This window comes from Pseudomonas sp. NPDC089396 (assembly GCF_044749545.1).
Taxonomy (GTDB): domain Bacteria; phylum Pseudomonadota; class Gammaproteobacteria; order Pseudomonadales; family Pseudomonadaceae; genus Aquipseudomonas.
On sequence record NZ_JBIVIC010000009.1, the window covers coordinates 31,963 to 58,219 of the forward strand.

General features: G+C 64.9%; 23 protein-coding genes. 12 read left to right on the plus strand and 11 right to left on the minus strand.

From position 1 onward, the window contains the following. Nucleotides 1-29 precede the first annotated feature (29 nt). Genes ACIPZB_RS17970 through prpR form a run of 3 tightly spaced genes read left to right on the plus strand, consistent with a single transcriptional unit; the run spans nt 30 to nt 3,650 of the window. The gene (locus tag ACIPZB_RS17970; protein WP_400641898.1) at nt 30-1,214 is read left to right on the plus strand and encodes an acetyl-CoA C-acyltransferase; all 1,185 of its coding nucleotides are present in this window, start codon (nt 30-32) and stop codon (nt 1,212-1,214) included. 17 nt (nt 1,215-1,231) lie between these two features. Continuing rightward, the gene (locus ACIPZB_RS17975) at nt 1,232-2,005 is read left to right on the plus strand and encodes an SDR family NAD(P)-dependent oxidoreductase (RefSeq protein ID WP_400641899.1); all 774 of its coding nucleotides are present in this window, start codon (nt 1,232-1,234) and stop codon (nt 2,003-2,005) included. Nucleotides 2,006-2,021: 16 nt separating this feature from the next. Then, the gene (gene prpR, locus ACIPZB_RS17980; protein ID WP_400641900.1) at nt 2,022-3,650 is read left to right on the plus strand and encodes a propionate catabolism operon regulatory protein PrpR; all 1,629 of its coding nucleotides are present in this window, start codon (nt 2,022-2,024) and stop codon (nt 3,648-3,650) included. A 54-nt stretch (nt 3,651-3,704) separates the two neighbouring features. On the opposite strand, the gene ACIPZB_RS17985 is transcribed toward prpR, so the two are convergent. The 4 genes from ACIPZB_RS17985 to ACIPZB_RS18000 all read right to left on the minus strand — a co-directional run bounded on the left by ACIPZB_RS17985 (nt 3,705) and on the right by ACIPZB_RS18000 (nt 8,733). Next, entirely contained in the window at nt 3,705-4,673 is a 969-nt protein-coding gene (locus ACIPZB_RS17985) for a CobW family GTP-binding protein (RefSeq protein WP_400641901.1), read from the minus strand. A 25-nt stretch (nt 4,674-4,698) separates the two neighbouring features. Then, on the minus strand, nt 4,699-6,435 hold the full coding sequence (locus ACIPZB_RS17990) for an amidohydrolase (RefSeq protein ID WP_400641902.1): 1,737 nt from the start codon (nt 6,433-6,435) through the stop codon (nt 4,699-4,701). A 71-nt stretch (nt 6,436-6,506) separates the two neighbouring features. Further along, nucleotides 6,507-7,895 carry a YjiH family protein gene (locus ACIPZB_RS17995; RefSeq protein ID WP_317663035.1) on the minus strand — a complete coding sequence of 463 codons (1,389 nt, stop codon included), beginning with the start codon at nt 7,893-7,895 and terminating at the stop codon, nt 6,507-6,509. A 97-nt stretch (nt 7,896-7,992) separates the two neighbouring features. After that, entirely contained in the window at nt 7,993-8,733 is a 741-nt protein-coding gene (locus ACIPZB_RS18000; RefSeq protein ID WP_400641903.1) for a class II aldolase/adducin family protein, read from the minus strand. 180 nt (nt 8,734-8,913) lie between these two features. On the opposite strand from ACIPZB_RS18000, the gene ACIPZB_RS18005 reads away from it, so the two are divergent. After that, nucleotides 8,914-9,819, plus strand: a complete 906-nt coding sequence (locus ACIPZB_RS18005; protein WP_400641904.1) for a LysR substrate-binding domain-containing protein — start codon at nt 8,914-8,916, stop codon at nt 9,817-9,819. An 80-nt stretch (nt 9,820-9,899) separates the two neighbouring features. Here the strand turns inward: ACIPZB_RS18005 and ACIPZB_RS18010 are convergent, their stop codons facing one another. The 3 genes from ACIPZB_RS18010 to ACIPZB_RS18020 all read right to left on the minus strand — a co-directional run bounded on the left by ACIPZB_RS18010 (nt 9,900) and on the right by ACIPZB_RS18020 (nt 12,984). Next, nucleotides 9,900-10,811 (minus strand): dimethylarginine dimethylaminohydrolase family protein, encoded by a 912-nt coding sequence (locus tag ACIPZB_RS18010; protein ID WP_400641905.1) that lies wholly within the window; start codon nt 10,809-10,811, stop codon nt 9,900-9,902. A 13-nt stretch (nt 10,812-10,824) separates the two neighbouring features. Then, nucleotides 10,825-12,072, minus strand: coding sequence for a Zn-dependent hydrolase (locus tag ACIPZB_RS18015; RefSeq protein WP_400641906.1), 1,248 nt, complete (start codon nt 12,070-12,072; stop codon nt 10,825-10,827). A gap of 108 nt (nt 12,073-12,180) precedes the next feature. Next, on the minus strand, nt 12,181-12,984 hold the full coding sequence (locus ACIPZB_RS18020; RefSeq protein ID WP_400641907.1) for a response regulator transcription factor: 804 nt from the start codon (nt 12,982-12,984) through the stop codon (nt 12,181-12,183). Nucleotides 12,985-13,120: 136 nt separating this feature from the next. Here ACIPZB_RS18020 and ACIPZB_RS18025 point away from each other — a divergent pair, with 136 nt between their 5' ends. Genes ACIPZB_RS18025 through ACIPZB_RS18035 form a run of 3 tightly spaced genes read left to right on the plus strand, consistent with a single transcriptional unit; the run spans nt 13,121 to nt 15,914 of the window. Continuing rightward, nucleotides 13,121-13,894, plus strand: a complete 774-nt coding sequence (locus ACIPZB_RS18025; RefSeq protein ID WP_400641908.1) for a (Fe-S)-binding protein — start codon at nt 13,121-13,123, stop codon at nt 13,892-13,894. After that, entirely contained in the window at nt 13,894-15,306 is a 1,413-nt protein-coding gene (locus ACIPZB_RS18030) for a lactate utilization protein B (RefSeq protein ID WP_400641909.1), read from the plus strand. The genes ACIPZB_RS18025 and ACIPZB_RS18030 overlap by 1 nt, the downstream gene beginning before the upstream one ends. Further along, nucleotides 15,303-15,914, plus strand: a complete 612-nt coding sequence (locus ACIPZB_RS18035) for a lactate utilization protein C (RefSeq protein WP_400641910.1) — start codon at nt 15,303-15,305, stop codon at nt 15,912-15,914. Before ACIPZB_RS18030 ends, ACIPZB_RS18035 begins: the two co-directional genes overlap by 4 nt. A gap of 4 nt (nt 15,915-15,918) precedes the next feature. On the opposite strand, the gene ACIPZB_RS18040 is transcribed toward ACIPZB_RS18035, so the two are convergent. Continuing rightward, nucleotides 15,919-16,947, minus strand: a complete 1,029-nt coding sequence (locus tag ACIPZB_RS18040) for a LacI family DNA-binding transcriptional regulator (protein ID WP_400641911.1) — start codon at nt 16,945-16,947, stop codon at nt 15,919-15,921. A gap of 120 nt (nt 16,948-17,067) precedes the next feature. Beyond that, nucleotides 17,068-18,678 carry a 5-guanidino-2-oxopentanoate decarboxylase gene (locus ACIPZB_RS18045; RefSeq protein WP_400641912.1) on the minus strand — a complete coding sequence of 537 codons (1,611 nt, stop codon included), beginning with the start codon at nt 18,676-18,678 and terminating at the stop codon, nt 17,068-17,070. 325 nt (nt 18,679-19,003) lie between these two features. On the opposite strand from ACIPZB_RS18045, the gene ACIPZB_RS18050 reads away from it, so the two are divergent. Then, nucleotides 19,004-20,341 (plus strand): UDP-glucose dehydrogenase family protein, encoded by a 1,338-nt coding sequence (locus tag ACIPZB_RS18050; RefSeq protein ID WP_400641913.1) that lies wholly within the window; start codon nt 19,004-19,006, stop codon nt 20,339-20,341. A 6-nt stretch (nt 20,342-20,347) separates the two neighbouring features. Here ACIPZB_RS18050 and ACIPZB_RS18055 read toward each other — a convergent pair whose 3' ends face one another. Continuing rightward, nucleotides 20,348-20,785 (minus strand): acetyltransferase, encoded by a 438-nt coding sequence (locus ACIPZB_RS18055; RefSeq protein ID WP_400641914.1) that lies wholly within the window; start codon nt 20,783-20,785, stop codon nt 20,348-20,350. Nucleotides 20,786-20,982: 197 nt separating this feature from the next. Further along, the gene (locus ACIPZB_RS18060; protein ID WP_400641915.1) at nt 20,983-21,405 is read right to left on the minus strand and encodes an NUDIX domain-containing protein; all 423 of its coding nucleotides are present in this window, start codon (nt 21,403-21,405) and stop codon (nt 20,983-20,985) included. A 276-nt stretch (nt 21,406-21,681) separates the two neighbouring features. Here ACIPZB_RS18060 and ACIPZB_RS18065 point away from each other — a divergent pair, with 276 nt between their 5' ends. The 4 genes from ACIPZB_RS18065 (at nt 21,682) to ACIPZB_RS18080 (ending at nt 26,249) form a co-directional block, all read left to right on the plus strand. Next, on the plus strand, nt 21,682-22,554 hold the full coding sequence (locus tag ACIPZB_RS18065) for a GNAT family N-acetyltransferase (RefSeq protein WP_400641916.1): 873 nt from the start codon (nt 21,682-21,684) through the stop codon (nt 22,552-22,554). Further along, the gene (locus ACIPZB_RS18070) at nt 22,554-23,447 is read left to right on the plus strand and encodes a polysaccharide deacetylase family protein (RefSeq protein WP_400641917.1); all 894 of its coding nucleotides are present in this window, start codon (nt 22,554-22,556) and stop codon (nt 23,445-23,447) included. Before ACIPZB_RS18065 ends, ACIPZB_RS18070 begins: the two co-directional genes overlap by 1 nt. Nucleotides 23,448-23,643: 196 nt before the next feature. Beyond that, nucleotides 23,644-25,116, plus strand: coding sequence for a sensor histidine kinase (locus ACIPZB_RS18075; protein WP_400641918.1), 1,473 nt, complete (start codon nt 23,644-23,646; stop codon nt 25,114-25,116). A gap of 227 nt (nt 25,117-25,343) precedes the next feature. Further along, on the plus strand, nt 25,344-26,249 hold the full coding sequence (locus tag ACIPZB_RS18080) for a transporter (protein WP_400641919.1): 906 nt from the start codon (nt 25,344-25,346) through the stop codon (nt 26,247-26,249). Nucleotides 26,250-26,257 lie beyond the last annotated feature (8 nt).

A 26,257-nucleotide genomic window follows, 5' to 3' on the forward strand; every position in this document is an offset into this window, starting at 1 on the left:
TTCTCCCCTGGTCTCAAGGAACTCCGATCATGAAAGAAGCCGTCATCCTCTCCACCGCCCGTACCCCCATCGGCAAGGCCTTTCGCGGCGCGCTGAACAACGTCCGCTCGCCAAGCCTGGCAGCGCACGCCATCCAAGCAGCGGTCGAACGCGCCGGCATCGCCGCTGACGAAATCGAAGACCTGGTCATGGGCACCGCGATGCCCTCCGGCACCGCCGGCTGGAACCTTGGCCGCATGAGCGCGCTGGCTGCCGGCCTGCCGGTGTCGGTCAGTGGCCAGACCCTGGACCGCCAGTGCGCCTCCGGCCTGATGGCGATCGCCACCGCGGCCAAGCAGATCATCGTCGATGGCATGCAGGCGACCATCGGCGCCGGCCAGGAAAACATCAGCGCGGTGCAGACGCGCAACCTCGAATGGGCGCTGGGTGAACAGGACAGCAGCGTTATCCAGCGTGTCCCGCACGCCTACATGCCCATGCTGCAGACTGCCGAGCACGTCGCCAAACGCTACGGCATCAGCCGTGAAGCCCAGGACGCCTACGCCCTGCAGTCGCAGCTGCGCACCGCTTGCGCCCAGCGCGACGGTTTGTTCGAAGCCGAGATCGTGCCGGTGACTGCCCAGCAACTGGTCAAGGACAAGCAGACCGGCGAGGTCAGCTACCGCCAGGTGACCCTGGCACAGGACGAGGGCAACCGCCCGCAAACCGTCCTGGACGACCTGGCACGCCTGCAACCGGTACTCGAAGGTGGCTGCATCACCGCCGGCAACGCCAGCCAGCTGTCCGACGGCGCCAGCGCCTGCGTGCTGATGGACGCGCGCCTGGCCGAACAGCGCAACCTGCGCCCGATCGGCCTGTACCGCGGCATCGCCGTGGCCGGCCTGGCCCCGGAAGAGATGGGCATCGGCCCGGTGTACGCGGTGCCGCGCCTGCTCAAGCAGCATGGCTTGAAGGTCGACGACATCGGCCTGTGGGAACTCAACGAAGCCTTCGCCTGCCAGGTGCTGTACTGTCGCGACAAGCTGGGCATCGACCCGGCGCGCCTGAACGTCAACGGCGGTGCCATCGCCATCGGCCACCCCTATGGCATGAGCGGCGCGCGGATGGTCGGGCATGCCTTGCTCGAAGGCAAACGGCGCGGGGTGCGCTACGTGGTGGTGACCATGTGCGTGGGCGGTGGCATGGGTGCCGCCGGCCTGTTCGAAGTACTCTGAGATCGAGGAGCAACGACATGCTTGCAAACACATTTTCCCTGGCCGGCAAGACCGTGCTGGTGACCGGTGCCTCCAGCGGCCTGGGCGCCCACTTCGCACGCCTGGCCCAGGCCGCCGGCGCCCGCGTGGTGCTGGCGGCGCGCCGGGTCGAGCGCCTGCAGGCGCTGGCCGAAACGCTCCAGGCCAACGGCGGTGAAGCCTTGGCCGTGGCCCTCGACGTGACCCGGCGCGACAGCGTCGAACAGGCCTTCGACCAGGCCGAGGCGCGCTTCGGTGTAGTCGACGTGGTGATCAACAATGCCGGGATCGGCGACCCTGGGCGTTTTCTCGATCTGAGCGAGCAGGACTGGCAGCGCATGCTCTCGACCAACCTCGACGGCGTGTTCCACGTCGCCCAGTGTGCCAGCCAGCGCCTGGTCAAGGCCGAACGGCCGGGAAGCATCGTCAATATCGCCTCGATCCTCGGCCTGCGCGTCGGCAGTGGCCTGAGCCACTACTGCACGGCCAAGGCCGCCGTGGTGCAACTGACCAAGGCCATGGCGCTGGAGCTGGCGCGCTACCGGATCCGCGTCAATGCCATCGCACCGGGCTACTTCAAGACCGAGATGAACGAGGACTACTTCGACGGCGAGGCCGGCCAGGGCTACATCAAGGGGCAAGTGCCCATGCGCCGCCTGGGGCAATTGCAGGAGCTCGATGGCCCCTTGCTGCTGCTGGCCAGCGACGCCGGTGCCTACATGACCGGCAGCGTGCTGGCCGTGGATGGCGGACACCTGGTCAACCCGCTGTAATTGAAAAGGAGCCTGTATGCCTGTCGCCGCTTACCTGCCGCGCGTGATCGCGCTGGTCACCCACTTGCATCGCCCCGCCGCGCCCAGCCGCATGGCACAGTTGATCGAGCAGGTAAGCGCCGACTACCGGCAGCAGGCGCGCATCGAGGTCATCGAAACCACCCTGGCCGATTTGCTGCCACTGGCGCGCGAGCTGGAAAGCCGCCAGCAGGCAGACGTCATCCTGTGTTCCGGTGCGGCCGCAGACTACCTGCGCCAGCACCTCTCGACCACGGTGCGGACCCTGCACCTGGGCGAGTTCGACCTGATCCGTGCCCTGGTGCTGGCCCGCGACCGGGCCAGCCGGGTGGGCATCCTCAGTTTCGGCCAGCCCTACCCGGAGCTGGCCGCGATGCAGGCGCTGTTCACCCTGCAGATCCGCGAGCACACCTACACCAGCCTGGAGCAAGCCCGGGCGCAGGTCGAAGGCCTGGTCGAAGATGGCTTCGAAGTCATCATCGGCTCGCCGACGGTCTGCCAGCTGGCCGACGCAGCTGGCGCCCAAGGGGTACTGGCGCTGGATGCCGAAAGCCTGCGCCATACCTTCGACAGCCTGGTGACCCTGGGTGCCAGGCTTGATGAAACACCCGCGCGGCGCATGCCTCGTCGCCTGCGCGAGCAGCCCGCCGCGCGCCAGTTCAACGCCCGCCACCGCTTCGAGCAGATGCTCGGCGATGCCCCGGCGTTTCGCGCCACCCTGCGCCTGGCGCAGCGTTACGCGCAGACCGATGCCACGGTGCTGATCACCGGCGAAAGCGGCACCGGCAAGGAGCTGTTGGCGCAAAGCCTGCACAACGCCAGCCCGCGCCAGCAGGCGCCGTTCGTGGCGATCAATTGCGCGGCCTTGCCTGAGTCACTGCTCGAAAGCGAACTGTTCGGCTACGAGGACGGCGCCTTCACCGGCTCGCGCAAGGGCGGCAAGCCCGGCCTGATCGAGCTGGCCCACACCGGCACCTTGTTCCTCGACGAGATCGGCGACATGCCAGTGGCGCTGCAAACCCGCCTGTTGCGTGTGCTGCAGGAGCGCGAGGTGCTGCGCCTGGGCGCCTGCGAGCCGACCGCGGTGGACATCCGGGTGATTGCGGCCACCCATTGCGACCTGACCGCGCGCATCGCCGACCAACGCTTTCGCCAGGACCTGTTCTATCGCCTGAACACCCTGCGCCTGGCCGTGCCGCCGCTGCGTGAGCGGGTCGAAGACATCCTGCCGCTGTTCAATGCCCTGCTGGCGCGCCACAGCCGTGCGAGCGGCATGCCACCGGCAGCCCCGGAGCACGTGCAGCCCCTGCTGCCACTGCTGCTGCGCCACCCTTGGCCTGGCAACATCCGCGAGCTGGACAACATCGCCGAGCGCGCGGCTTTGTGCCTGGGCACACTGGGCGACGACGGCGGCGTCGACCTGTACACGCTGTTCCCGGAGTTACTCCACGCCGACACGGCCGAAGCCTTGCCCCCTGCCCCGACTGACAACCTGCGCAGCCTGGGCAAGGCGGCGGAAGCGGCCCATGCCCGCCAGGTGCTGGAGCGATGCGACGGCGACATGGACGAGGCCGCTCGGCGCCTCGGAGTCAGCCGTAGCACCGTCTGGCGTCGGGTACGCGGTTGACTGAAGCTTTGCCGGCTCGTGCTTGCCCATGGACCTGCAAGCCCTTGGTGTCCCCTACACAAGGCATCCTTCGAACATCGCCTGCAACTGCGTGCCATCGAGGCTTCCCCGGCGGCCGATGAAGATCATCTGGCTGAAGGGAACACGGCCCTCCCAGCCATCTTCCGGCTTGATCTCGCTGCGGCTGCCCACCAGGTGCAGGATGCAGCGCTTGCCCGGTGCCTCTGCGATCTGGCACACCCCCTTGGCCCGGTAGATGTCCTTGGGCAAGGCCGCCAGGGCTTGGCGCAGCGCCTTCAGCGACAACGGCCGGTCACTGGAGAAGCTCCAGGTATCGAAGAGCGTCGAATGATCCTTCTCGCCCGCCACCCGCACCGAAGTCAGTGCCGGCGCCGACGGGGTGAGGCGCCAGCCGGACCTGGCGGGCCCTACGCCGAGTACCAGTTCCAGCGGAACCTCGCCGTACTCGCACTCCAACAGGCGGGCGTTGGGGTAGAGCCAGCGAGCCTTCAGCGCATCAAGTTGCTCGCGGCCGACCCGGTCGACCTTGTTCATGACGATGATGTCGGCCACATCCAACTGCTCCATGGCCAGTTGCGCCATCTCGCCTTCAAGGCTACCGAACTGCTCGGCGTCCACCACGGTGAGGATGGTGTCGATGGCGAGGGCGTCGCGAAACTGCGGATAACGCAAGGTGTTGGCGATCTTGCTCGGGTTGGACACCCCGCTCGCCTCGATCACGATGTACTCGGGGCGGTTGCTGCGGTCATCCAGCAGGCGCCCGAGTTGCTCGATCAGGTCGCTCTCGACGGTGCAGCAGATGCAGCCGTTGGCCAGGCTGACGGTGGTCTGGGTCTGGCTGACGATCAGTTGGCTGTCGATGTTGATGGCACCGAAGTCATTGACCATCACCGCCATGCGCAGGCCGTGGTCGCTGTTGAGGATGCGGTTGAGCAAGGTGGTCTTGCCAGCACCGAGGAACCCCGACACCAGGGTCACGGGAATGGGGGGCAGTCTGCTCATTAGCGTGTCTCCTTGTCGCCGGCCATCAGAAGTTGGGCAGCTCGCCACGCCAGGTGGCCTGGTGGTTGGAGCCGTCGAACTCGCCGTTGCGGTCCCAGGTCACCTCACCTTCCAGCAGGGTGAGCTGCACCTGGGTGTTGTGGATGTTGCCCTTGGGCGCCACCTCGAACAGGTTGCGGTCAAGGACGATCAGGTCGGCGGACTTGCCCGCCTCGATGGAGCCGGCCTTGTCCTCGATGCCCATGCACCAGGCGCCATTGAGGGTCATCACGCGGATGGCCTGCTCGAGGCTGATGGGGCTGCCGTAGAACGTTCCTTCTTGTTCGCCGTAGGGGTTCTCGCGGGTGACCATGGCCTCGAAGCCGATCCAGGGGTTGATGCTCGATACCGGCCAGTCGGTTCCCATGACCGCCACGCCGCCGTGCTCCAGCACGCCCTTGAAGTTGTAGGCGCGTTGCATGCGGTCCTCGCCGAACACCGCGCGGGCATTGGCGAAGGACGACGGGAACCAGCCCACCGGGGAGAATTCGGCGGTGACGTTGAGCTCGGCGAAGCGCGGCAGGTTGGCATCGAGCAGCGTGGTACTGTGCGCGCACTGGTGGCGCACGCCGCTGTAGCCGTTACGCTGGCGCGCTTGCGCCACGGCGTCGAGGAACAGGTCGGAAGCGCCGTCGCCGGTGCAGTGGGCGATCACCCGGATGCCCTTGCGGTCCATGTCCACCACCATGTCGGTGATGTGCTCCGGGGTCATGTTGAGGTGGCCACGCCAGCTGCTGTCACCCGGCCAGGCACTGGACAGGTAGGACGAGCGGGATTCGTGAGTGCCGTCGAAGTGGAACTTCACCGCGTTGGCGTTGAGCCGGGCGCTGCGGTAGTAGTGGCGCTCGCCGGCCAGCAATTGCCAGCGGCGTTTCACCGGGAAGATGTCGTCCTGCCAACTGATAGCGGCTTCGACCCGTACCGAGAGCTCGCCGGCCTGGTCGATGGATTTCAGGGCATCCAGGCGATGCTCGCAGACGTGGACGAACTTGGTGCCCACCACACCCTGGCCACTCTGGAACCACACACCTTCGCGATAGGCGCGCTTGAGGGCGTGCTGCGGGGTGGGCGGCATGGCGGCGTGCATCAGTGCATAGGCACCATCCACCAGGATACCGGTCGGTTCGCCCGTGACGCTGTCGCGCTCTATGTAGCCATGGCGCGGGTCCATGGTCTCGGCGTCGATGCCGGCCAGCTCCAGGGCCTTGGAGTTGACCATCATGCAGCCCCAGGAACGGTCGAGGATGGCCACCGGGCGATCCGGCAGGACGCTGTCCAGCCAGTGGCGATCCGGTACCAGGCCGGCCTGCTTGAAGGTGTAGCGGACGAAGTACTGGCCATAGACCCAGCCATCGCCGGGGTGGGCGGCGGCGTAGTCGAGGATGGCCTGGCGGACCTGTTCCGGCGTCGGGTCTTCCACCCCCACTTCCAGGTATCCCGCGTAACCCGGGGCCAGCTTCAGGTCTGGGTGGGTGTGCATGTCGTACAGGCCCGGCATGGCGAAGCGGCCCTTGAGGTCCAGGACCTGGGTGCGCGGCCCCGTCAGGCTGTCCATGTCGGCATTTGTGCCGACAGCGATGAAGCGCCCGCCACGGATGGCCACGGCCTCTGCCCATGGGTTGGCGGCGTCCACGGTATAGATGCGGCCGTTGGTCAGCACCAGGTCGGCGGCACCGAGCGGGCCGGGTACGTTGCTGGAGCGGTAGTCGGTGTGTTGGTCCATGGCAGTCGAATCCGAAGCAAGGTGATTTTCTGGTTATGGGCCGGAGCGCCATGGGGCGCTCCGGCGGGGCGTCAGCCGACGATCAGGTGACCGAGCAAGGCAAGGATCGGCAGGGAGACGAGCACCCGCACGATGTAGATCAGCAGAAGGTCCAGCGGCTTCAGGCCGATATCGGCGCGAATCAGCAGGATGGCCGCTTCGGTGAAGAAGATGATCTGGTTGACCGCCACGCCAACCATGACGAAGCGGGTCACTTCGCTCTGGATGGATGCGCCGAGGATGGACGGCATGATGCTGTCGACCATGCCCGCCAGCAGGGCCGGGGCGGCCTTCTCGGCTTCCGGCAGCTGCAGCAGCTCCATGTAGGGCACCAGCGGCATCGACAGGTACTTGAACAGCGGGGTGAATTCCACCAGCGACAGGCCCAGGCAGCCGATCACCATCATCGCCGGGTAGACGGAGATGGCGATGTCCAGGCTCACATGCACGCCATGGCGCAGCTGGGCGAAGATCGACGGCGCGGTATCGGCACGCTCGATGGCACGGCGCAGGCCCAGTGCCATCAGGCCTTCACCTTCGCGTCGATCGGTGCGCAGCTGCTTGCCGACGAGCGGATTGTAGGCGTTGGGCTTGCCACGCAGGGGCGGCAGCTTGGGCACGATCAGGGCGCAGATCAGGCCCGTGACGGCAACGGCCGCGTACCAGGGCAGGAACATGTGTTCCATGCCGATCAGCTTCAGCAACAGGTAGGAATAGGCGATCGACACGATGGAGAAGTTGGTGGCGATCACACAGGCTTCGCGGCTGGAATAGAAGCCCTGGCGGTACTGCTGGGTGGTGAGGATGATGCCGACGCTGGAGGCGGCCAGCCAGGAGGCCATGCAGTCCACCGCGGCGCGGCCGGGCAGGCCGAAGAGCTTCTCGAAGCCACGGCTGACCAGGCTGCCGACGAACTCCATCAGGCCATAGTCGGTCAGCAGCGGCAGCAGCACCGCCGACAGGAAGTAAATGGCCAGGACCACCGGGCCGACGTCATACAGCATCACGCCGCCAGTGTTGCGGTGCCAGACCCACTCCGGGCCGATCTTCCAATAGGTCATGACCATCAGCACGGCGCCGATGACGCGCACGACGGTCCAGCCCATGCCGGGGTTGAACAACTGGACGAAACGGTTGGGATGCTTCTTCAGCGAGCTGAAAGTAACCAGCACAGTGAGCAGGCTGGGAATGGTGGCAACGCCGACGGTGACCGGCACCATCAGCGGCTTGACCACGTCGTTGATGTAGTCGATCAGGAAGGCGATCAGGATGTTGCTCTTGCCGTTGATCTCGATCGGCACCAGAAACAGCATCACGCCGATCAACGAGGGGATCAGGAAGCGCAGCAGCTGTGCGGGGCTGTACTGCATCAAGAGGCCTCCGGACTTCGCGAAGACGCCGGACTCGGGTTGTTCGTTCATGGGTTCACACCTTTTTGTAGTTGTAGTGGACCTAGCGCCCGCTGGCGTTCCAGTACGCAGGCATTGTTTCTCGCGATTCAGGGCGCAACGCAGGGACTCAGGTGCGGAAAGTCGCGTCCAGGCGGTCAAGCCGGCGCAGTTCGGACTGCCACACCAGGTCAACGCTTTCCAGGTGGTAACGCTCGTTCTCCAACTGCCGTGCGGTGAACTCGCAGGCCTCGTGGTCCGGTACGATCAGTTCACGGCCGGTCTTCAGGGCTTCCAGCTGGATCCGGCAGGCCTGGTCCAGGTAGTACATGCGGAAATAGGCTTCGGCGACGCTTCGGCCCACGGTGAGCAAGCCGTGGTTGCGCAGGATGGCGCTGTGCTTGTCGCCCAGGGCGTCGACGATGCGCTGGCGCACTTCCAGGTCCAGGGGCACGCCCTCGTAGTCGTAGTAGGCCACACGGTCGTAGAACATCATGTTGGTCTGGTTCAGCGGCAGCAGGCCTTCTTCCAGGGCGGCGACGGCCATGCCGGCCAAGGTGTGGGTATGCATCACGCAGACGGCGTCGTGGCGGCTCATGTGCACGGCACTGTGCACGGTAAAACCGGCGGGGTTCACTTCGGGAGCACTGTCATCGAGCTTGCGGCCATTGACGTCGATGGCCACCAGGTTGGAGGCGCACACCTCGCTGGGGCGCAGACCGTACGGGTTGATCAGGAAGGCCGGCTCGTCCGTCGGCAGCCTGACCGAGATATGGGTAAAGACCTGGTCGCTCCAGCCGTTGACCTCCAGCAGCCGGTAGGCGGCGGCGAGATCGGTGCGGAGCATTTGTTCGTTCGTTGTTGTAATCATGGAACCATCCAGTCGTTCAGGTGCGGCTATCGCTGGGCAGCACGGTGCATCCCTGATGCCTACGCACGGCCTGTGCGCCTACCCGCCTATGGTCCTTCGAGGAGGTAGATTAGGGGGCTTGCCTGGGGGCGAATATCGATTTATCTTGCAGACAATCATTCCAAAACGTCATGAACTCTGATGCGCAGACAGCTCCCCAGCATGATCTCCCTCTGCTGCTTCTCCGCCTTCGCCCGGCACATGAGCGTGACGCGCGCGGCCGAAGAGCTGAACCTCACCCAGAGCGCCGTGAGCCGGCAGATCAAGAACCTCGAGGACATGCTCGGCTGCCCCCTGGTGGAAAAGGTCCGCCAGCGCTTGCTGCTGACCGACAAGGGCCGTGAGTACGTACAGGAAGTCGCGCTGCTGCTGGACCAGCTGGAGGCCGCCACCCTGCGCGTAAGCAGCAGCCATTCCAGACGCCTGCGGGTCGGCGCCGAGCCGTCCTTCACCACCCGCTGGTTGCTGCCCAAGCTCAAGAGCTACGCCCGGGAACACCCCGAGGTCGAGCTGGAGATCATGAACGACCTGCGGCGCCTGTATGACCGGTATGAAGGCTACGACGTCGGCATCCTCTACGGCGACGGCAACTGGGCCGAGTTCGACTCCCGCCTGCTGATGGAGGGGGAAATGGTCGCGGTGTGCACCCCCGACCTGCTGGAGCGCTTTGGACCGATCGTCGAGCGACGTGACATCCTGCGCTATCCGCTGCTGCACCACAGCTCCCTCACCGGTCTGACAAAATCCTCGACCCAGCTCTGGCTGCACCATGCCGGTCTGTCGGCAAAGGAAATCGAAGCCCTGCCCGGCCAGCGCCTGGAGCACTTTCAGTTCGTGCTCGATGCCGCCCTGCATGGGCTTGGCGTCACGGTGCTGCCGCGCTTCTTTGTCGAGCGGGAGGTTTGCGAAGGGCTGCTGGTGCTTGCCTGCCAGGAGGCGCTGGTGGCGGGACGGTACTACGTGGTGTGGCCGAAGCAGAACAACGATGCCAAGGTGAAGCATCTCGTCGACTGGTTGCTGCAGTGGAGGGAGCCGGGTCCGGATTGAACGCTACGGCGCGTTCGATGCCCACGGTCACCCCTCTCCTGTCAGGGAGAGGGGTAAACAAGGCATTCAGCCGTGGCCGATTACACCCAATCACGCCGCAGCGGCTGGCACATGCAGTGCACGCCACCACCCCCCTTGGCGATCATGCTGATGTCCGGGTCATAGACCTTCAGCCCCAGGGCCAGGCACTTCTCTTTCAGGGTCAGGCTGGTGGACGGCAGCAGCACTCGCCCCTCGCCCAGGGCTACGACGTTGCAGCCCAGCTCCATGGCGTCCTTGAAGGGAATATCGACGATCTCGATGCCCTTGGCCTTCAGCCAATTCACCAGCTCGGGCTCCACCGCATCGACGCAGACCGCCGCCAAGCGTTCGGCGAGCATCACGCACAGCGCGTCCATGTGCACGAAGAACGGGTCCATGCCGTAGAGTTTCACTTCCCAACCCTCGGCTTCCAGCCAGCCCTTCATCTGCTGAACCGCCGGCGCCTGGGAGCGCTCGCCGGTGTAGCCGCAGAGGATCACCCCCGGCTGCAGCATCATGAAGTCACCGCCTTCGAATGAGCCGGCGCTGATCATGTCATAGATCGGAATATCGTTGTCCTTGTAGAACTGGATCACCGGGGCGTACTCGCCACGGCGCCACCACTGGGCCATCTGGGTGACGATCGGGCCGAAGGGGGTCATCACGCTCGAGTCGCGGGCGAACACCTGATACTTGAGGTTGGGGTCGGTGGGCAGCATGTGCACCTTCACCCCCGCCTCGCGGTAGGCGTCGACCATCTCGGCGTGCTGGACACGGGCCACATCGGCGTCGAAGCGGTAGCCCAGGCGCAGGCTCTTCTTCGAAATGGAGCTGGTCTCCAGCCAGTGGTAGTGGTCCACCGGCCCCAGCAGCACGTCACGCAGGGTGCCGTATTCGGAGTTGGCGCCCCAGTGTTCCAGGCGCGGTGTGTCGCCGCTGTCGCGGCGGTGCTTGAGGGTGAATGCACTCATGGTGTTCTCCAGGTCAGGAATGGGCCATGCGCAACATGGCGTGTAGCAAGACGTTTGCGCCGGCCTCGAGGTCGGCGGGGGCGGCGTCCTCAGCCTCGTTATGGCTGATGCCACCTTTGCAGGGGACGAAGATCATGCTGGTGGGGGCGACCCGCGCCAGGTACACCGAATCGTGGCCGGCACCACTGCACATGGGCATGTGCGAGTAGCCCAATTGCGCCACGGCGTCCTGCACCGCGGCCACGCAGTCGGCATCGAAGGCCACCGCCGGGGAATGCCACTCTTCACGGATATCGGCTTCGAGGCGCAAGCGCCCTGTCTCTTCAGCGACGATCGCGCGAAAGGCGGTGTCCAGCCGATCCAGCACAGCCTGCTCGGGGTGGCGCAGGTCCACTGCCAGCACCAGGCGCTCGGGTACCGTGTTGCGTGAGCCGGGTTCGACACGGATGTCGCCGAACGTCACCCGGGCCCAGGGCCCGTGCTCTTCGGCCAGGCGATACAGGCGCGCAAGGATTGCGGCCAAGCCCATGAAGGGATCCCGCCGCACGGTCATCGGCGTCGGTCCGGCATGCACCGGCTGGCCGGTGAGGGTCAGGTCGTACCAGCGAATGCCCTGCACCCCGGTCACCACGCCTACGGTGAGGTGCTCGGCTTCGAGGATCGGGCCTTGCTCGATGTGGACTTCGAAGGCGGCAGCCAGGGGCCTGGCCTGTGCCGGTAGTTCGCCGAGGTAGCCGATGCGTTCCAACTCGGTGCCGAGGGTCAGGCCCTGGCGGTCGGCACGGCCATGGCCATAGGCGAGGTCGAAGGCGCCGGCCCAGACGCCAGAGCCGATCATCGCCGGCGAGAAGCGCGCGCCCTCCTCGTTGGTCCACACCGCTACCTCCAGGGGTGCGCGGGTGCACAGGCCGGCGTCGTTCAGGGTCTGGATCACCTCCAGGCCGGCGAGCACGCCATAGACGCCGTCAAAGCGCCCGCCGGTGGGCTGGGTGTCCAGGTGCGAACCGGTAAGCACCGGCGCCAGGCTGTCGTCGAGCCCGGCGCGGCGGGCGAAGATATTGCCCATCCGGTCGACGCTCACGGTACAGCCAGCCTCGATGCACCAGCCGACGAAAAGGTCGCGACCGGCCTTGTCGAGGTCGGTCAGGGCCTGGCGATTGCAGCCGCCCTGGTCGGTGGCGCCGATTTGCGCCATCGCCATGAGGCGGGCCCAGAGGCGTTCGCCATCGATGCGAAGTGAAGCAGTGTGGGTGTTGGCCATGGGATGCTCTCTCGACGGACCACCGGCGTGGGGTCGGTGGTGGATACGAGAGGCAGCCTAGAGTCGGCGGGCGAACCCAACCATACCCGGATCAGGGTAGGGCCTGGCTCAGGCCACGCCGGAGGCGGTGACGCTGGCGATGAACTGGGAGAACAGCTCGCCCTGGGAGCTGATGCCGAGCTTGGCGTGGATGTTCTTGCGATGGACGCCCACGGTATCGGTGGAGATCGCCAGTGCGTGGGCCACCGACTTGGAGGAATGCCCACGCAGGATCAGCCGCGCCACCTCGGCCTCGCGCTCGGTCAGACAACCCTCTCCGAAGCGCTCGAAGGCACGCTCCAGCTGCCGGTGCAATGCCTGCCCCTCGCCCTCCCCGTCCACCAGGACGGCGCCCCAGTGGCGGCGGGCTGCGGCCCCCACCAGCGGCTCGATGGCCCGCAACTTCGCCAGGTCCTCGGCGGCGAAGGCGCCATGGCCGGCCAGACGCCCCATGGACAGGGCCAGGCCGCCGGCACCGGCAAGGTCGATGAGGATGTTCACTTCGTCCGCCAGCCCATGGGACACGTAGAAGCTGCGGTAATACTCCGAGTCCTGGAAACCGTCCGGCGCGATGTCAGCCAACCGCAGCACGCCCCGCCGCCCTTCGATGCAGGCCTGGCGTACCGGGTCAAGCAGGTAGGGCCCCACCAGGTAGCGCTGGATCTCTTCCCGCCGCTCGGGCAGTACCCGGCCCGCCTCCAACATCGCCGGCGGCCGTGCGGACACGTGGGCGACAATGAAGGCGGTGTCGATGGGCACCGCCGCAAACACCGACTCCAGCAGGCGCGCAGGGAAATCGGCACGGCCGATGGCCTCAATCAGCGGGGCTTCATGGCTCAGCCAGCGGGCGAGGTCGAAGGCATGGTCGGTCAAGGGCAACTCGTCTCGTGGTACGCAGAGGCGCTCATTGTCCAACAGCACGTACCTGCGGGCCAACGCTGGAGATTTGGATTTGACGAAATGTTATCGCTAACATAGATTACCTGTCACCTTGCTTCGGAGACGCCTCATGTCCATCAGCCAGACTAACCCTCGGGTGGGGCTGTTCGTCACCTGCCTGGTGGACCTGCACCGCCCCAGCGTCGGCTTCGCCGCCGTGGACTTGCTGGAACAGGCAGGCTGCCGAGTCGAGGTGCCGCAAACCCAGACCTGCTGCGGCCAGCCGGCCTACAACAGCGGCGCCGCCGACCCGGCCCGGGCGCTGGCGAAGCAGCTGATCGCGGCCTTCGAGCATTACGACTACCTGGTGGCCCCCTCGGGCTCCTGCCTCGGCATGATCAAGCGGCACTACCCCGAGCTGCTCAAGGACGACCCCGCCTGGCATTCGCGCGCCCTGGCCCTGGCCGAGCGCAGCCATGAGCTGCTGAGTTTCCTCGACGAGACGATGGCCTGGCAGCCAACCACCGCTTACCCGGGCAGTGTCACCTACCACGACGGCTGTTCCGGCCTGCGCGAGCTGGGTATCGAGCAACAGCCGCGACGCCTGCTGGCCGGCGTGGTGGGTCTGAAGCTCGTGGAGATGGCGCACGGGCAGACCTGCTGCGGCTTCGGCGGCACTTTCTGCCTCAAGTACCCCGATATTTCCGCGCGGATGGCCAGCGAAAAGGTCGCCAATATCCGCGCCAGCGGCGCTGACACCCTGCTCGGCGGCGACCTCGGCTGCCTGCTCAGCATCAGCGGTCGGCTGACCCGCCTGGGCCAGTCGGTGCGGGTGTTTCACACCGCAGAGGTGCTGGCCGGCATGACCGACGCCCCGGCCATCGGCGAAGGCGGGAGGACCTGATGGAACTGCGCTCGGCCCACTTCCAGCCCAGTGCCCGCGCCGCCCTGTTCGATCCGGACCTGCAAGAGGCCATGGCCGACAACCGCCGCTTCGCCGCCCATGTGCGCGAGCAGGTGGCGGCCAGCGGCAGCTTCCAGGCCCTGCGCGAACGGGCCCGGGCCGTCAAGGACCACACCCTGGCCCATCTCGACCACTACCTGGAACGCTACGAAGCCGCCGCGCAAGCGCGGGGCATCCAGGTGCACTGGGCCGCGACCCCCGAAGAGGCGCAGCAGCAGGTGCTCGCCATCTGCCGCCAGGCCGGTGCGCGCCGGGTGATCAAGGGCAAGACCATGATCGGCGAGGAGATGGGCATCAACGCGGCCCTGGCCCACGCCAACATCGAGCGCGTCGAGACCGATCTGGGCGAATACATCCTGCAGCTGGCCGACGAGCCGCCCAGCCATATCAACGGCCCGGCGATCCACAAGACCCTGCGCCAGGTGCAGGCACTCTTCCACCAGCATCACCAGGGGCTGGGGCGCGAGCGATACCTGGAAGACCCGGCCGAACTTCTGGCCGAAGCCAGGCGCCTGCTGCGCGGTCAGTTCCTGGCGGCCGATGTGGGCATCACCGGGGCCAACTTCCTGATCGCCGAGGATGGCACCCATGTGCTGGTGACCAACGAAGGCAATGGCGACCTTACCAGCCTGCTGCCGCCGGTGCGCATCGTCCTGGCGAGCATCGAGAAGGTACTGCCGACCCTGGAGGATGCCGGCACCCACCTGCAGTTGCTGGCCCTGAGCGCCACCGGCCAGCCGCTGACCAGTTACACCTCGGTGTATGGCGGCGCTGATAGCGACGGCCCCGAGCAATGCCATGTGGTCCTGCTGGACAACGGCCGCAGCGAGATGCTCGCCGGCGCCTTCCGCCCCATGCTGCGCTGCATCCGTTGTGCGGCGTGCATGGACAACTGCCCCGTCTACAACTGGGTCGGCGGCCACGCCTATGGCTGGATCTACCCAGGCCCCATGGGCTCGGTGTGGACGCCGAACCTCGCCGGTCTGGAAGACACCCGCGACCTGCCCAACGCCTGCACCCTGAACGGCCGCTGCAAGGAAGTCTGCCCCCTGCAGATTCCCCTCCCCGACATGCTCCGCGCGCTGCGCGAACAGCAGTGGCAACGGCAACTGACGCCCGCCGGCACCCGCCTGGGTCTGCGCTTGTGGGCGGCGCTGGCGCGGCGCCCGGCGCTCTACCACCGGCTTACCGCCCTGCTAGCCTGCGTCCTGAAACTGGCCGCGCGTGGCCGTGGCCGGCTCCGTCGCCTGCCACTGGCCGGCGCCTGGACCGCCGAGCGCGACCTGCCCGCGCCCCAGGGCGCCACCTTCCAGCAACGCTGGCAACGTCAGCAGAAGGAGAAACGCCAATGACGTGCTCACGTGCGGCCATTCTTGGCAAGGTGCGCCAGGCGCTGGGGCGTCAATCGGGCGATTGCGTCCAGCCGGCGCCACCGCCCGCCGCGATCGTCACGGTCGACGGCAGCGACCTGGAGCAGCGCCTGCGTGAACGCCTGGCGCTCACCGGAGTAACCTTGCAAACCCTGGCCAGCCCAGACGAGCTCGCCAGCGCCGTGGCAGCTTACCTGGCACCTCTGGGCCTCACCCATGCGGTGGCTCTGGCACCGGGATTGGCGCACGAGCGCTGGCAGGGCGTGGCGGTGGACGTGGGCGGTGCCCTGCCCCATCACCAAGTGGCGGTAACCCGTGCCTTCGCTGCCGTGGCGGCCAGCGGCAGCCTGGTGTTTCTGGCAGGCCCTGACCATCCGCCGCGCTCGGGCTTTTTGCCAGCGCATCATCTGGTGGTGCTGTCAAAGGCGCGGCTGGTGGGGCGGCTGGAGCAGCTGTGGCCGTTGGTGGCCGGGCATCCGGGTGAGGCGCTGCACCTGGTGGGTGGCCCCTCCAGCACCGCCGATATCGGCGGCCAGCTGCTCTACGGCGCCCATGGCCCGCGTGCCGTGCATGTACTGCTAACGCCCTGAGGATTCAACCGCGCAGCGCGGTGGACTCGCGCGCCACCAGCTCGCAGCCCACATCCACATTGACCGCACTGGGCGCCTCGTTGCGGATGCGCTGGAAAAGCAGCTCCACGGTGGCGTCGGCCACGCGCTCGGAGGGGATCCGCACGCTGGTGAGCGACGGTGTGGCCACCCGCGCGATGGGCATATCACCGAAGCCGCAGATGCCCAGGCGCCCGGGCACGTCCAAGCCCAGGCGCTGACCAGTGAACAGCGCGCCGAGGGCCGGCATGTCGTTGGTGAAGAACGCCCCGTCGCAATCGATCTCGCCCCGAACCAGACGCTCGATCACCGCCACGCCGTCGTCGACCTGGGGTATGGGGGATGTGTTGAAGCGTTGCGGCTCGACACCGATCGCGTCGCGCACTGCGTGGCGGAAACCGGCGAAGCGCAGGTTCTCGCGCTCGTCGTCATAGCCGAAGAAAGCCGGCCGGCGATAACCGGACTCCACCAGGTGGCGCCCGGCCGCGGCCCCGGCCGCCCAGTTGGAAAAACCCACCACCTGCCCCACGGGCTGGCGCGGCACTTCGCCCTCGGGCAAATCCCAGAGTTCGATCAGGGGGATGTCGGCGGACTGCAACAGCGCCAGGGTTTGCGCCGAGTGATAGCCGTAGGCGAGGATCAGGCCGTCCAGCTGACGGCCGAGGAAGGCCCGCAGCAGCTTGTGCTCCTCGTCCTGGGAGAAGCGCGTCTCACCGATCAACAGGTGGTAGCCGGCACGGGCCAGGCCTTGCTGAAGCACCTCGATGGTGGTGGCGAGAATGGGGTTGGTGATGGTGGTGATCATTGCGCCGATGATGCCACTGCGCCCGGTCACCAGCTGGCTGGCAGCCAGGTTCGGCACGTAGCCCAGCTCGCGCACCGCCTGCTCGATCTTCTGCCGAGTGCGTTCGGTAACCTTGTCCGGCTTGCTCAGCGCCCGCGAGACCGTCATGCCGGATACCCCGGCCAATCGAGCGACGTCATGCAGGGTGGCGGGTTTGCTCTTGGTGGACATCCTGGCCTCTGGCGCCTGTGGTAAGGGGCGCATTATCCCTGAACGGCCCTGTGAATGGGCAAGTCCCTGTCTGTGGGAGCGAATTCATTCGCCCCCACAGGTAGGGCCACGGTTGCGCCATCAGGCCAGGAAGTCAGCGTGCTCCCACACCTCGATCAAGGTCGGGCGATCGGCCTTGGCGGCGGTCTCGAGCAGCGCTGACAAGTGATCCAGGCTGGTGACCTTCTCGGCGTTGCAGCCGAAGGCGCGGGCCAGGCCCTGGAAATCCGGCGTGTAGATGTCGACGCCGAGGGTGGGGATGTCGCGGTTCTGCATGTAGCGCTTGATTTCGCCGTAGCCACTGTTGTTCCACAGCAGCACGATGATGGGCGCGCCGGCTTCCACCGCCGACGCCAGCTCCGGCAGGGTGAACTGGATGCCACCATCGCCGATCAATGCGATCACAGGGCGCTGCGGTGCCGCCAACTTGGCGCCGATGGCAGCCGGCAAACCGTAGCCGAGGGTGCCGTAGCCCGTGGCGGAGTTGAACCAGCTGCGGGTGCGGGTGGCTTCGAACAGGTAGTTGCCCGAGTACACCGGCTGGGTGGAGTCGCCCGCCACGATCAGGTCCGGCAGGGTGCGCTGAAGGGTGTCCAGCACCTTGCACTGGCCCTTCCAGTTTGCCGGCCATTGAGCGTCCAGCTCCGCACGCACCGTGGCCGCGCGTTGGCTGCCCACGCCTTCGGCATTGAACGCCGGCACCTCCCCCAAGGCCGCCACCAGGGCCTGCATGGCCTGGCGAGCGTCGCTGAGGATGGCGAGGTCTGCCGGGTAATTGCGGTTCAGCTGCTCGGCGTCGATGTCGATGCGGATCAGCGGGCTCTCGATGCGGAAGTTGCCGTCGAACACCCCGTCGTAGTCGGTCTCGCCCAGTTCAGTGCCGATGGCCAGGATCAGGTCCGAAGCCAGCACCATCTTGCGCACCGGCACCCAAGTCTGGTTGCTACCCAACGCCAAGCTATGGCCTTTGGGCAGTACGCCCTTGGCGTTGATGGTGTAAGCGGTGGGTGCATCCAGGGCTTCGGCCAGGCGCTGGGCCTCGGCGGCGGCGTCGGCGCAGCCGCCACCCAGCAGCAGCAGCGGACGCTTGGCAGCCTTGAGCATCGCGGCGGCGCGAACGATGGCGTGCGGGCACGGCCCCGGGCGGCTCGGCAGCGCGCCCAGCTTGCGGCGCACATGGTCGGCCGGCGCGGTGATCACGTCGATGGGGATCTCAATGTGTACGGGGCGCGGACGGGCGCCGTTGAACACAGCGAAGGCGCGGGTCAGCACCTGGGGCAGCTCGTCCGGGCGCATCAGGGTATGGCTGAAGGCGGCCACGCCGGACACCAGGTTGCTCTGCGACGGCAGCTCGTGCAGGCGGCCACCACCCATGCCCAGTTGCCCGGTGTTGTTGACGCTGGAGATCACCAACATAGGGATCGAGTCGGCATAGGCCTGGCCCATGGCGGTGGTGATGTTGGTCATACCCGGGCCGGTGATGATAAAGCACACGCCCGGCTTGCCGGAAACGCGGGCATAGCCGTCGGCCATGAAGCCGGCGCCCTGCTCGTGGCGCGGCGTCACATGGCGGATGGCGGTGTTGGGCAGACCGCGATACAGCTCCACGGTGTGCACGCCGGGAATACCGAACACGGTATCCACGCCCAGCCCTTCCAGCAGCTCAACCAGCAGTTCTCCGCAGGTCAACATGAAGTGTCCTCCAAGGATATGTCATCGAATGGAGGGCACTGTAACACCAGATTGTTAGCGCTAACATTGCTTTTGTCGGATTATTCATCGGTAACAATAACCTGCAGATCGAGCATGCAAAGCCACTTTCAATTTCACCCCTCCTGCCTGCTGCAGGCGACAAGCCCCTTTGCAAACCAGCACCCAGCCACCCTCCCGCCAGGCCCCTGGTCTGGCGGCAGTGCGCGGTGGGTTTTCAGGTCGGCCTGGTCACAAATCCTCAATACAAACGTGACATTTTTTCAACTTGCCGCGATCTGCCTAGCGACGACGACGGAGCTGTCAAATGAAGGTTACGGTTTTTGGTACCGGCTATGTGGGCCTGACCCAGGCGGTGTGCCTGGCCCAGGTGGGGCACTCGGTGCTGTGCATGGACGTCGATGCCGAACGGGTCGCCGCCCTCGATCAAGGACACTGTCCGATCTTCGAGCCCGGCCTGGCGCCGTTGCTGGAAAAGAACCTGGCGTGCGGACGCTTGCGCTTCAGCACCGACCCAGGCCTTGCCAGCAACCATGCCCGCCTGCTGTTCATCGCCGTCGGCACGCCGCCGCTGGCCGATGGCGGTGCCGACCTGAGCCAGGTGTTCGCCGTGGTCGACAACATCCTCGAACACGCCATCGGTGCCAAGGTGATCATCAACAAGTCCACTTCGCCGGTGGGCACGGTGGATCGGATCAAAGCGCGCATCGCCCAGGCCGTGGCCGACACCGGGCGCTTCCAGGTCATCAGCAACCCGGAATTTCTCAAGGAAGGCACCGCCCTGGATGACTGCATGAGCCCCGAGCGCATCATCATCGGTGGCGCCGGGCCGGGCGAGGTTGAGCTGCTGCGCGAGCTGTACAGACCGTTCAACCGCAAGCGGGAAAAACTCATGGTGATGGACGCCCGCAGCGCGGAGCTGACCAAGTACGCGGCCAACTGCATGCTGGCGACGAAGATCTCCTTCATCAACGAAATGGCCAACCTGGCCGAGCACCTGGGCGCCGACATCGAGATGGTGCGTCGCGGCATCGGCTCGGACCCGCGCATCGGCTACGACTTCATCTACGCCGGCTGTGGCTTTGGCGGCTCGTGCTTCCCCAAGGACCTGCAAGCCCTGCGCCGCAGTGCAGAGACGGAAGGTTTCGATCCGCAACTGCTGCATGCAGTCGAGTCGGTCAACCAGCGGCAGAAGCATCGGCTGTTCGACAAGATCCAGCGGCACTACCCGGGCGGCTTGCGTGGCAAGGTCTTCGCCTTGTGGGGGCTGTCGTTCAAGCCCAACACCAATGATATTCGCGAGGCTTCCAGCCGGGTGCTGCTGGAAGCTCTGTGGGCCGCCGGAGCGCGGGTACAGGCCCACGACCCGCAGGCGATGGAGGCGATCCAGCAGCACTACGGCCCGCGCCCGGACCTGCAGCTGGTGCCCTGCAAGGACGATGCCCTGCAGGGCGCCGACGCCCTGGTGATCGTCACCGAATGGCAGGACTACCGGGTACTGAACCTGGAGCAGGTGCCGCAGCAACTGGCCGACCGGGTAGTATTCGACGGCCGCAACCTGTTCGAGCCCGAGCACATGGCCGCCGCAGGTCTTGCGTACTACGGCATCGGCCGGGGCCAGGTGCCGCCGGCCTGCCCGTACTGATCAGCTTCAACCAGGCATGCGCATGTGCAACAACGGGAAGGGCCGGCCCTCGCCGTCCAGCGGGGAACGGCCGGTCTTCACGAACCCATAGTGCAGGTAGAAGCCCACGGCCTGCGGGTTCTGTTCGTTGACATCGACGCTGAACGATTTGCGCGATGCGCGCACATGATCCAGCAGCGCCCTGCCGATGCCCTGGCCATGCAGGTCGGGGGCGACGAAGAGCATTTCCACGTGGTCCTCGTTGAGCCCGATGAAGCCCAGCGGGGTGTCATCGGCATCGACCGCGACCATGAGTTCGACAGCGGGCAGGTAGCTGTCGCGCAGCGGCACGATGAGCGCCTCGATATCGGACGGTTGCAGAAAATGGTGGGTGGCGCGCACGGCGCGCAGCCAGATGTCGAGCAGCAACGGGTAGTCCGCGGCAATACCCTGACGAATGATCATGAATCAACCTCGTTCACTTGATGTTGGAAGCGTAGTGCGCCGTTGGATAGCGGCCATTGACAGCACGGGCAAAAACCGCACAATCGCCGTCCATTTTTTTCGACTGGACGCCCCTCATGCAACGGGGCGAGCGGCAGATCCGGGGTTTCCTGGAGAATATGGACAGCGCGGTCACGCTGGCTGATGGCATGCCTTGATCATGCTCTGCGATGCGCCTTGAGTGCCTCGCACAAGAACTTCAACGCCCGCTGAAAAACAGGATGGCAGTCGCCGTAGGGCAAGTGCTCCAGCGACGCCCAGAAAAACGCGAAGAGGTGGCCGTGGTCATCCAGTGTCTGAAAAGACCAGCGGTCAGGGAGGGTTCGCTCGACTCGGCAGAGCTGATACGACCAGATTTGACCTGAGTGGTCGGCATTCCAGCAGCCCAGGTCGTCAGTCACCGTGGCGTCGCGGATGCCGGACTCTTCGGCCAACTCGCGCAGTGCTGCCTCGCGCGGTGTTTCATCGGGCTCGATGCTGCCCTTCACCAACTGCACGCCTGCGAGCGGATGTCGGAACAGGAGCAGTTTGGGGGGCGAGGTGGGGGAGAGAATGACCGGACAGGCCTTGTTTGGGTGCATTGTGATTTCCGTATCGGTTGGAGAGCGTTACGTAGCATGAGGGCCTCATCGCCGGCAAGCCGGCTCCCACAGAGACAGTGCCAGGCCTGAGTCCAACGCCGTCATGTGGGAGCCGGCTTGCCGGCGATGAGGCCATATCAGATTGCCCATTACTTTCTATCTTGCGAGTTCGACCGTGCTCGCTGGATCAATACTCGCGATGAAGCTATACCGAAAGGGTCCAGAGTGGAGGTTGGGTTGCCCCACAGGCTCGAAGCGTCCGAGGAGAACTTCACGGTGTCGACTCAGCTGGTCATACGCAACATGACACGTCCCGAACTGGACGAGCTTGTCGATTGGGCTGCCCGTGAGGGTTGGAATCCCGGCCTTCACGATGCCGAGCTGTTCTGGGCCACTGACCCTGCAGCCTTCATCGCGGCGTCCAGGGGCGCTGAACTGATAGGGGGCGGTGCCATCACCGCCTACAATGGCGAGTTTGGCTTCATGGGGTTTTTTATCGTTCGCCCCGAATATCGAGGCCAAGGCCTGGGCAATACCCTCTGGCACGCACGCCGCGAGCGACTCCTCGCCCGCCTGCGCCCAGGTTCGAGCATCGGCATGGACGGCGTCTTCGCGATGCAGGACTACTACGCCAAGGGTGGTTTCATCTTCTCCCATCGCAACCTGCGTTTTCGTGCCAGCGTCAGCAAACGCCCAACGACTTCGCAGCTGTGCGACCAGGACATTGTTCCGTTGACCACCTTCCCTTTCGATCAGGTCGTCGCTTACGACCGCACCTGCTTTCCCGCCGCACGCGAAACCTTCCTCAGCGGGTGGATAGCCCAAGCCGATGCACTCGCCGTAGGTTGCCGGCGTGACGGCAGGCTTAGCGGCTATGGCGTAGCAAGGCGCTGCCGGGAAGGCTGCAAGATTGGCCCCTTGTTTGCCGATGACGCCTCGGCTGCCAATGCGCTTTATGCGCACCTGGCGGAATTTGCCCAGGGTGGCCCGCTGTTTCTCGATGCCCCGGAGAACAACCCCGCCGCCATGGCGCTCGTGCAGCAACAGGGCATGGTCGAGGTTTTCGGCTGTGCGCGCATGTACCTCGGCCCTCCGCCTGTGATCGCGCACGAACGTGTGTTCGGCGTCACGACGTTCGAGCTGGGCTGATGTCCGCGCGCGACCTCACCGGTTACGGTGGCCACCCACCCCACCCGCGCTGGCCCGGTGAGGCGCGCGTCGCCCTACAGTTTGTACTCAACATCGAAGAAGGCGCGGAGTCATGCCTGCTTAATGGCGATGCCCAGTCGGAGGCCTGGCTTCACGAGCTACCGGGCCGTCCGCCGCGCGTGGGGGAACCCGACTTGAGCGTCGAGGGCATGTACGAATACGGCGCGCGCGCGGGCGTTTGGCGTATTCTGCAACTGTTCAATGCCCGAGGACTGCCGCTGACCGCCTTCGCCGTCGGCCGGGCACTGGAACTCACCCCGGCGATTGGCCATGCGCTGTGCGCTGCCGGGCATGAGATTGCAGGACATGGCTATCGTTGGCTGGACTATCGCGATATGCCCGAAGACCAGGAGCGGCGCCATATCGGTCTCACCCGCGACGTGATCGAGCAGGTCTGCGGTAAACGTCCCGTAGGTTGGTACACCGGAAGGGTCAGCCAGAACACCCGCCGCCTGGTGCGCGAGGAAGGCGGGTTTCTCTATAGCTCGGACGCCTACAACGATGATCTGCCCTATTGGCTTGCTGGCTCGCCCGCCCATCTGGTGATCCCTTACACACTGGTCAACAACGACGCCCGCTATCTGCTGTCGAACGGTTTCGCCAGCGGTGAGGACTTCTTCCGGCTGCTCAAGGATGCGTTCGACCTGCTGTGGCAGGAGGGCTTGCACCACCCGAAGATGATGAGCGTCGGCCTGCATGGGCGAATCAGTGGTCATCCTGGTCGGGCGATGGCACTCGCGCGCTTTCTCGACTACGTACAAGGCCACGACGCGGTGTGGATCTGCCGGCGCGAAGAAATTGCCAGGCACTGGATCACCCACTTCCCTGCCTGAGCGCCCAGAGAACCCTCGTTTGGGTGGATGGAAAACCCAAAAACCCCCAAATAAGGGTAATTTCTGGGTAACGCCTTTAACGCGCTGGGCCTCAACCCAGGCGCCAGCGGCTATCGAGCCTGGCATGGTGCGTGCTTGTTCCATTATCGAAATTGCATTGCAGAGTGTTCTCTCACAATCTCGAGGTGTGAAGCGCATGCCGCAAACTCAAGAGAGTACCCCGCCCACCGCGGCATGCGAAAAGTCCAGTCGGCATGAACGCGCTTCGCTTTGGGCGAAACTCAAAGCCACCCGAAGACCTTCGCTCCCCATCAGAGCCCGTATCCTTTTAGTCGCCGCCCTGGTTGGACTCATTGCCACCAGCGTGATTGTCAGTATCAGCACCGAACAAAGTACGGCATTCACGGCCAAGTTCATCCAGGCCTTGGGAGCAGTGGACACGGCGAGTTCGGGGCTGCCGGGGTATCAAACAAGCGACATACTGGACTCGCGTGCGGACAATGGCTTGTCTCAAGAAGCCCGGATCGATCGTCAGAAGTCACGAAATCAGTTTTTTGAGAGCCTCAGCAACATTGCCAGGCAGTCGGATACTTTATTGATCAATGTTTATGCACCCGACAAAGTCATCATCTGGTCGAGCAACTCAAAACTGATCGGCCAGCAATTCCCAGACAACGACGAGCTTGAGAGCACCGAGTCCGGCAAGGGGGACGTCGTTGCAAGCTACCATCAGGTAAAAGAAAGTCGTAAAGAACAGCAGTTCAGTCGAAAGCCGAGCAACCTGTTCATCGAGCACTACATCCCGCTCGTCAACAAGGCCGGTGAAGTCCCCGCCGTCGTGGAGTTCTATACAGAACCCCCTGGATGGCTGACCCAGACGCGATTGGGTTACGGGGTGCTGTGGTTGGCCTGCTCGATTGGCGCAGCGTTGATCTATCTGGGCCTTCTCGCCTTTACGGGTAGGCTTGGCAATTTGTTTCCATCGAGGACTCAAAAAAACATTGACCATGAAATGGCCACCTTGCTTAACGAAGTGACCAGCGTCGTGGCTCACAACTTGCGCAACCCGCTCGCCGCGGTCCGCTCCAGTGCCGAGTTGGCCCTGGAGATCGGCACTCAAGCCGCCTGCAAAAACATCGGGGACATCATCAACCAGGTCGATTGCATGTCGGACTGGATCAAGGAGCTGCATGTTGCGTCCACATCGATGAAGGGTGAAATCGGTAAGGTCGACCCAGTGGATGCAGTGCTTGAGACTTTGCGAAATTTCGAACTGCCATTGAACAACGCCAATGTGCATGTAGAGTTTTCAGTCACCAGCGCGCTGCCGGTCACAGGCCATCGTCCGTTGCTCGTTCAAATATTGGAGAGTCTGGTATCCAATGCGATAGATGCGATGCCAGACGGGGGGACGCTGTACATCACCATCAATCAGCGCACGTCCAAGCGGTTGAACATCATCGTTCAGGACACCGGCAAGGGATTGACCACTGCCCAACAGAAAGCGTTGTTTCGGCCTCGTTGCGCGATCAAACAGGGAGGCTTTGGAATCGGGTTGATGTTGGTGAAATTGATCATGCAGCGCTTTGGCGGTCACGCTAGCCTGGCGACTGGCAAAAACAAGGGAACGACGGTGAACCTGTGCTTCAGGATGGCAGACGGTGTCTAGTGTCTGCCCGGGGTTTGAAATGCGCTGGCCTCATCGCCGGCAAGCCGGCTCCCACATGGACCCAGGCCTGGCACTGTATATGTGGGAGCCGGCTTGCCGGAGATGAGGCCAGATCAGACTTGCGACCAAGGGCTGCGTTCGACCCAAAGCGGACGCTCCGAACTTTGAAACCCTGCGCTACAACAATACATACCACTCTGGGGCCGACAGGAAGCGCGTGAATGTGCATGACACACAAATCCTGCGCCGCCGCGTCATTTGCCCTGCTGGCCTGCACGGCCGCTGCCGAAGATCTTGAACCCAGGTCGTACAGCAATACCCCGGTCGGCATCAATTTCTTGCTGATGGGCTACAGCGAGCTTGATGGCAGTGTCACTGCTAGCCCTTCGGTTCCGCTGCAGGATGGCAAAATCAAGATCAAGTCGGCGGTGGTTGCCTTTGCCAGGTCTCTGGACGTATGGGGTCGATCGGGGAAGTTCGATGTCGTCATACCCCGGGCGCATTTGAAGGGGTCTGCGCTGTTTGCCGGTGAACCCAGGGAGCGTGATGTCACCGGCCTGATCGATCCAAGATTTCGTTTCTCGGTCAACCTGTACGGCGCGCCGGCGCTGTCCCTTGCCGAGTTCGCTGACTACCAGCAGGACGTGATCATCGGTGCCAGCCTGGCGGTCACCGCGCCCCTTGGCCAATATGACCCCGGCAGGCTGGTCAACCTGGGCAACAATCGCTGGTCATTCAAGCCCGAACTGGGGATCTCCAAGCGGTTGGGGGCGGTGACCCTGGAGCTGGCCGCAGCGGCAACCTACTTCACCGACAATGACGATTACTTCGGCAATCGCACGGCGTCGCAAGACCCGCTCTATCAGCTGCAGGGGCATGTGATCTACGCCTTCACCAACGGTGTGTGGGTGTCGCTGGATGCCACTTACCTTGCCGGCGGCAGCACCTCGATCAATGGCGTCGGCAACCACGACTATCAAGAGAACACACGCTACGGGGCCACCCTCACCCTGCCGGTCAACCGCAACCATTCGCTGAAGCTGTCTGGCAGTCATGGTGCGTACAGCCGCACTGGCAGCGAGTACGATGGCTTTGCCATTGTCTGGCAGTACCGCTTCGGCGGAGGGCTTTGAGTTGCGTG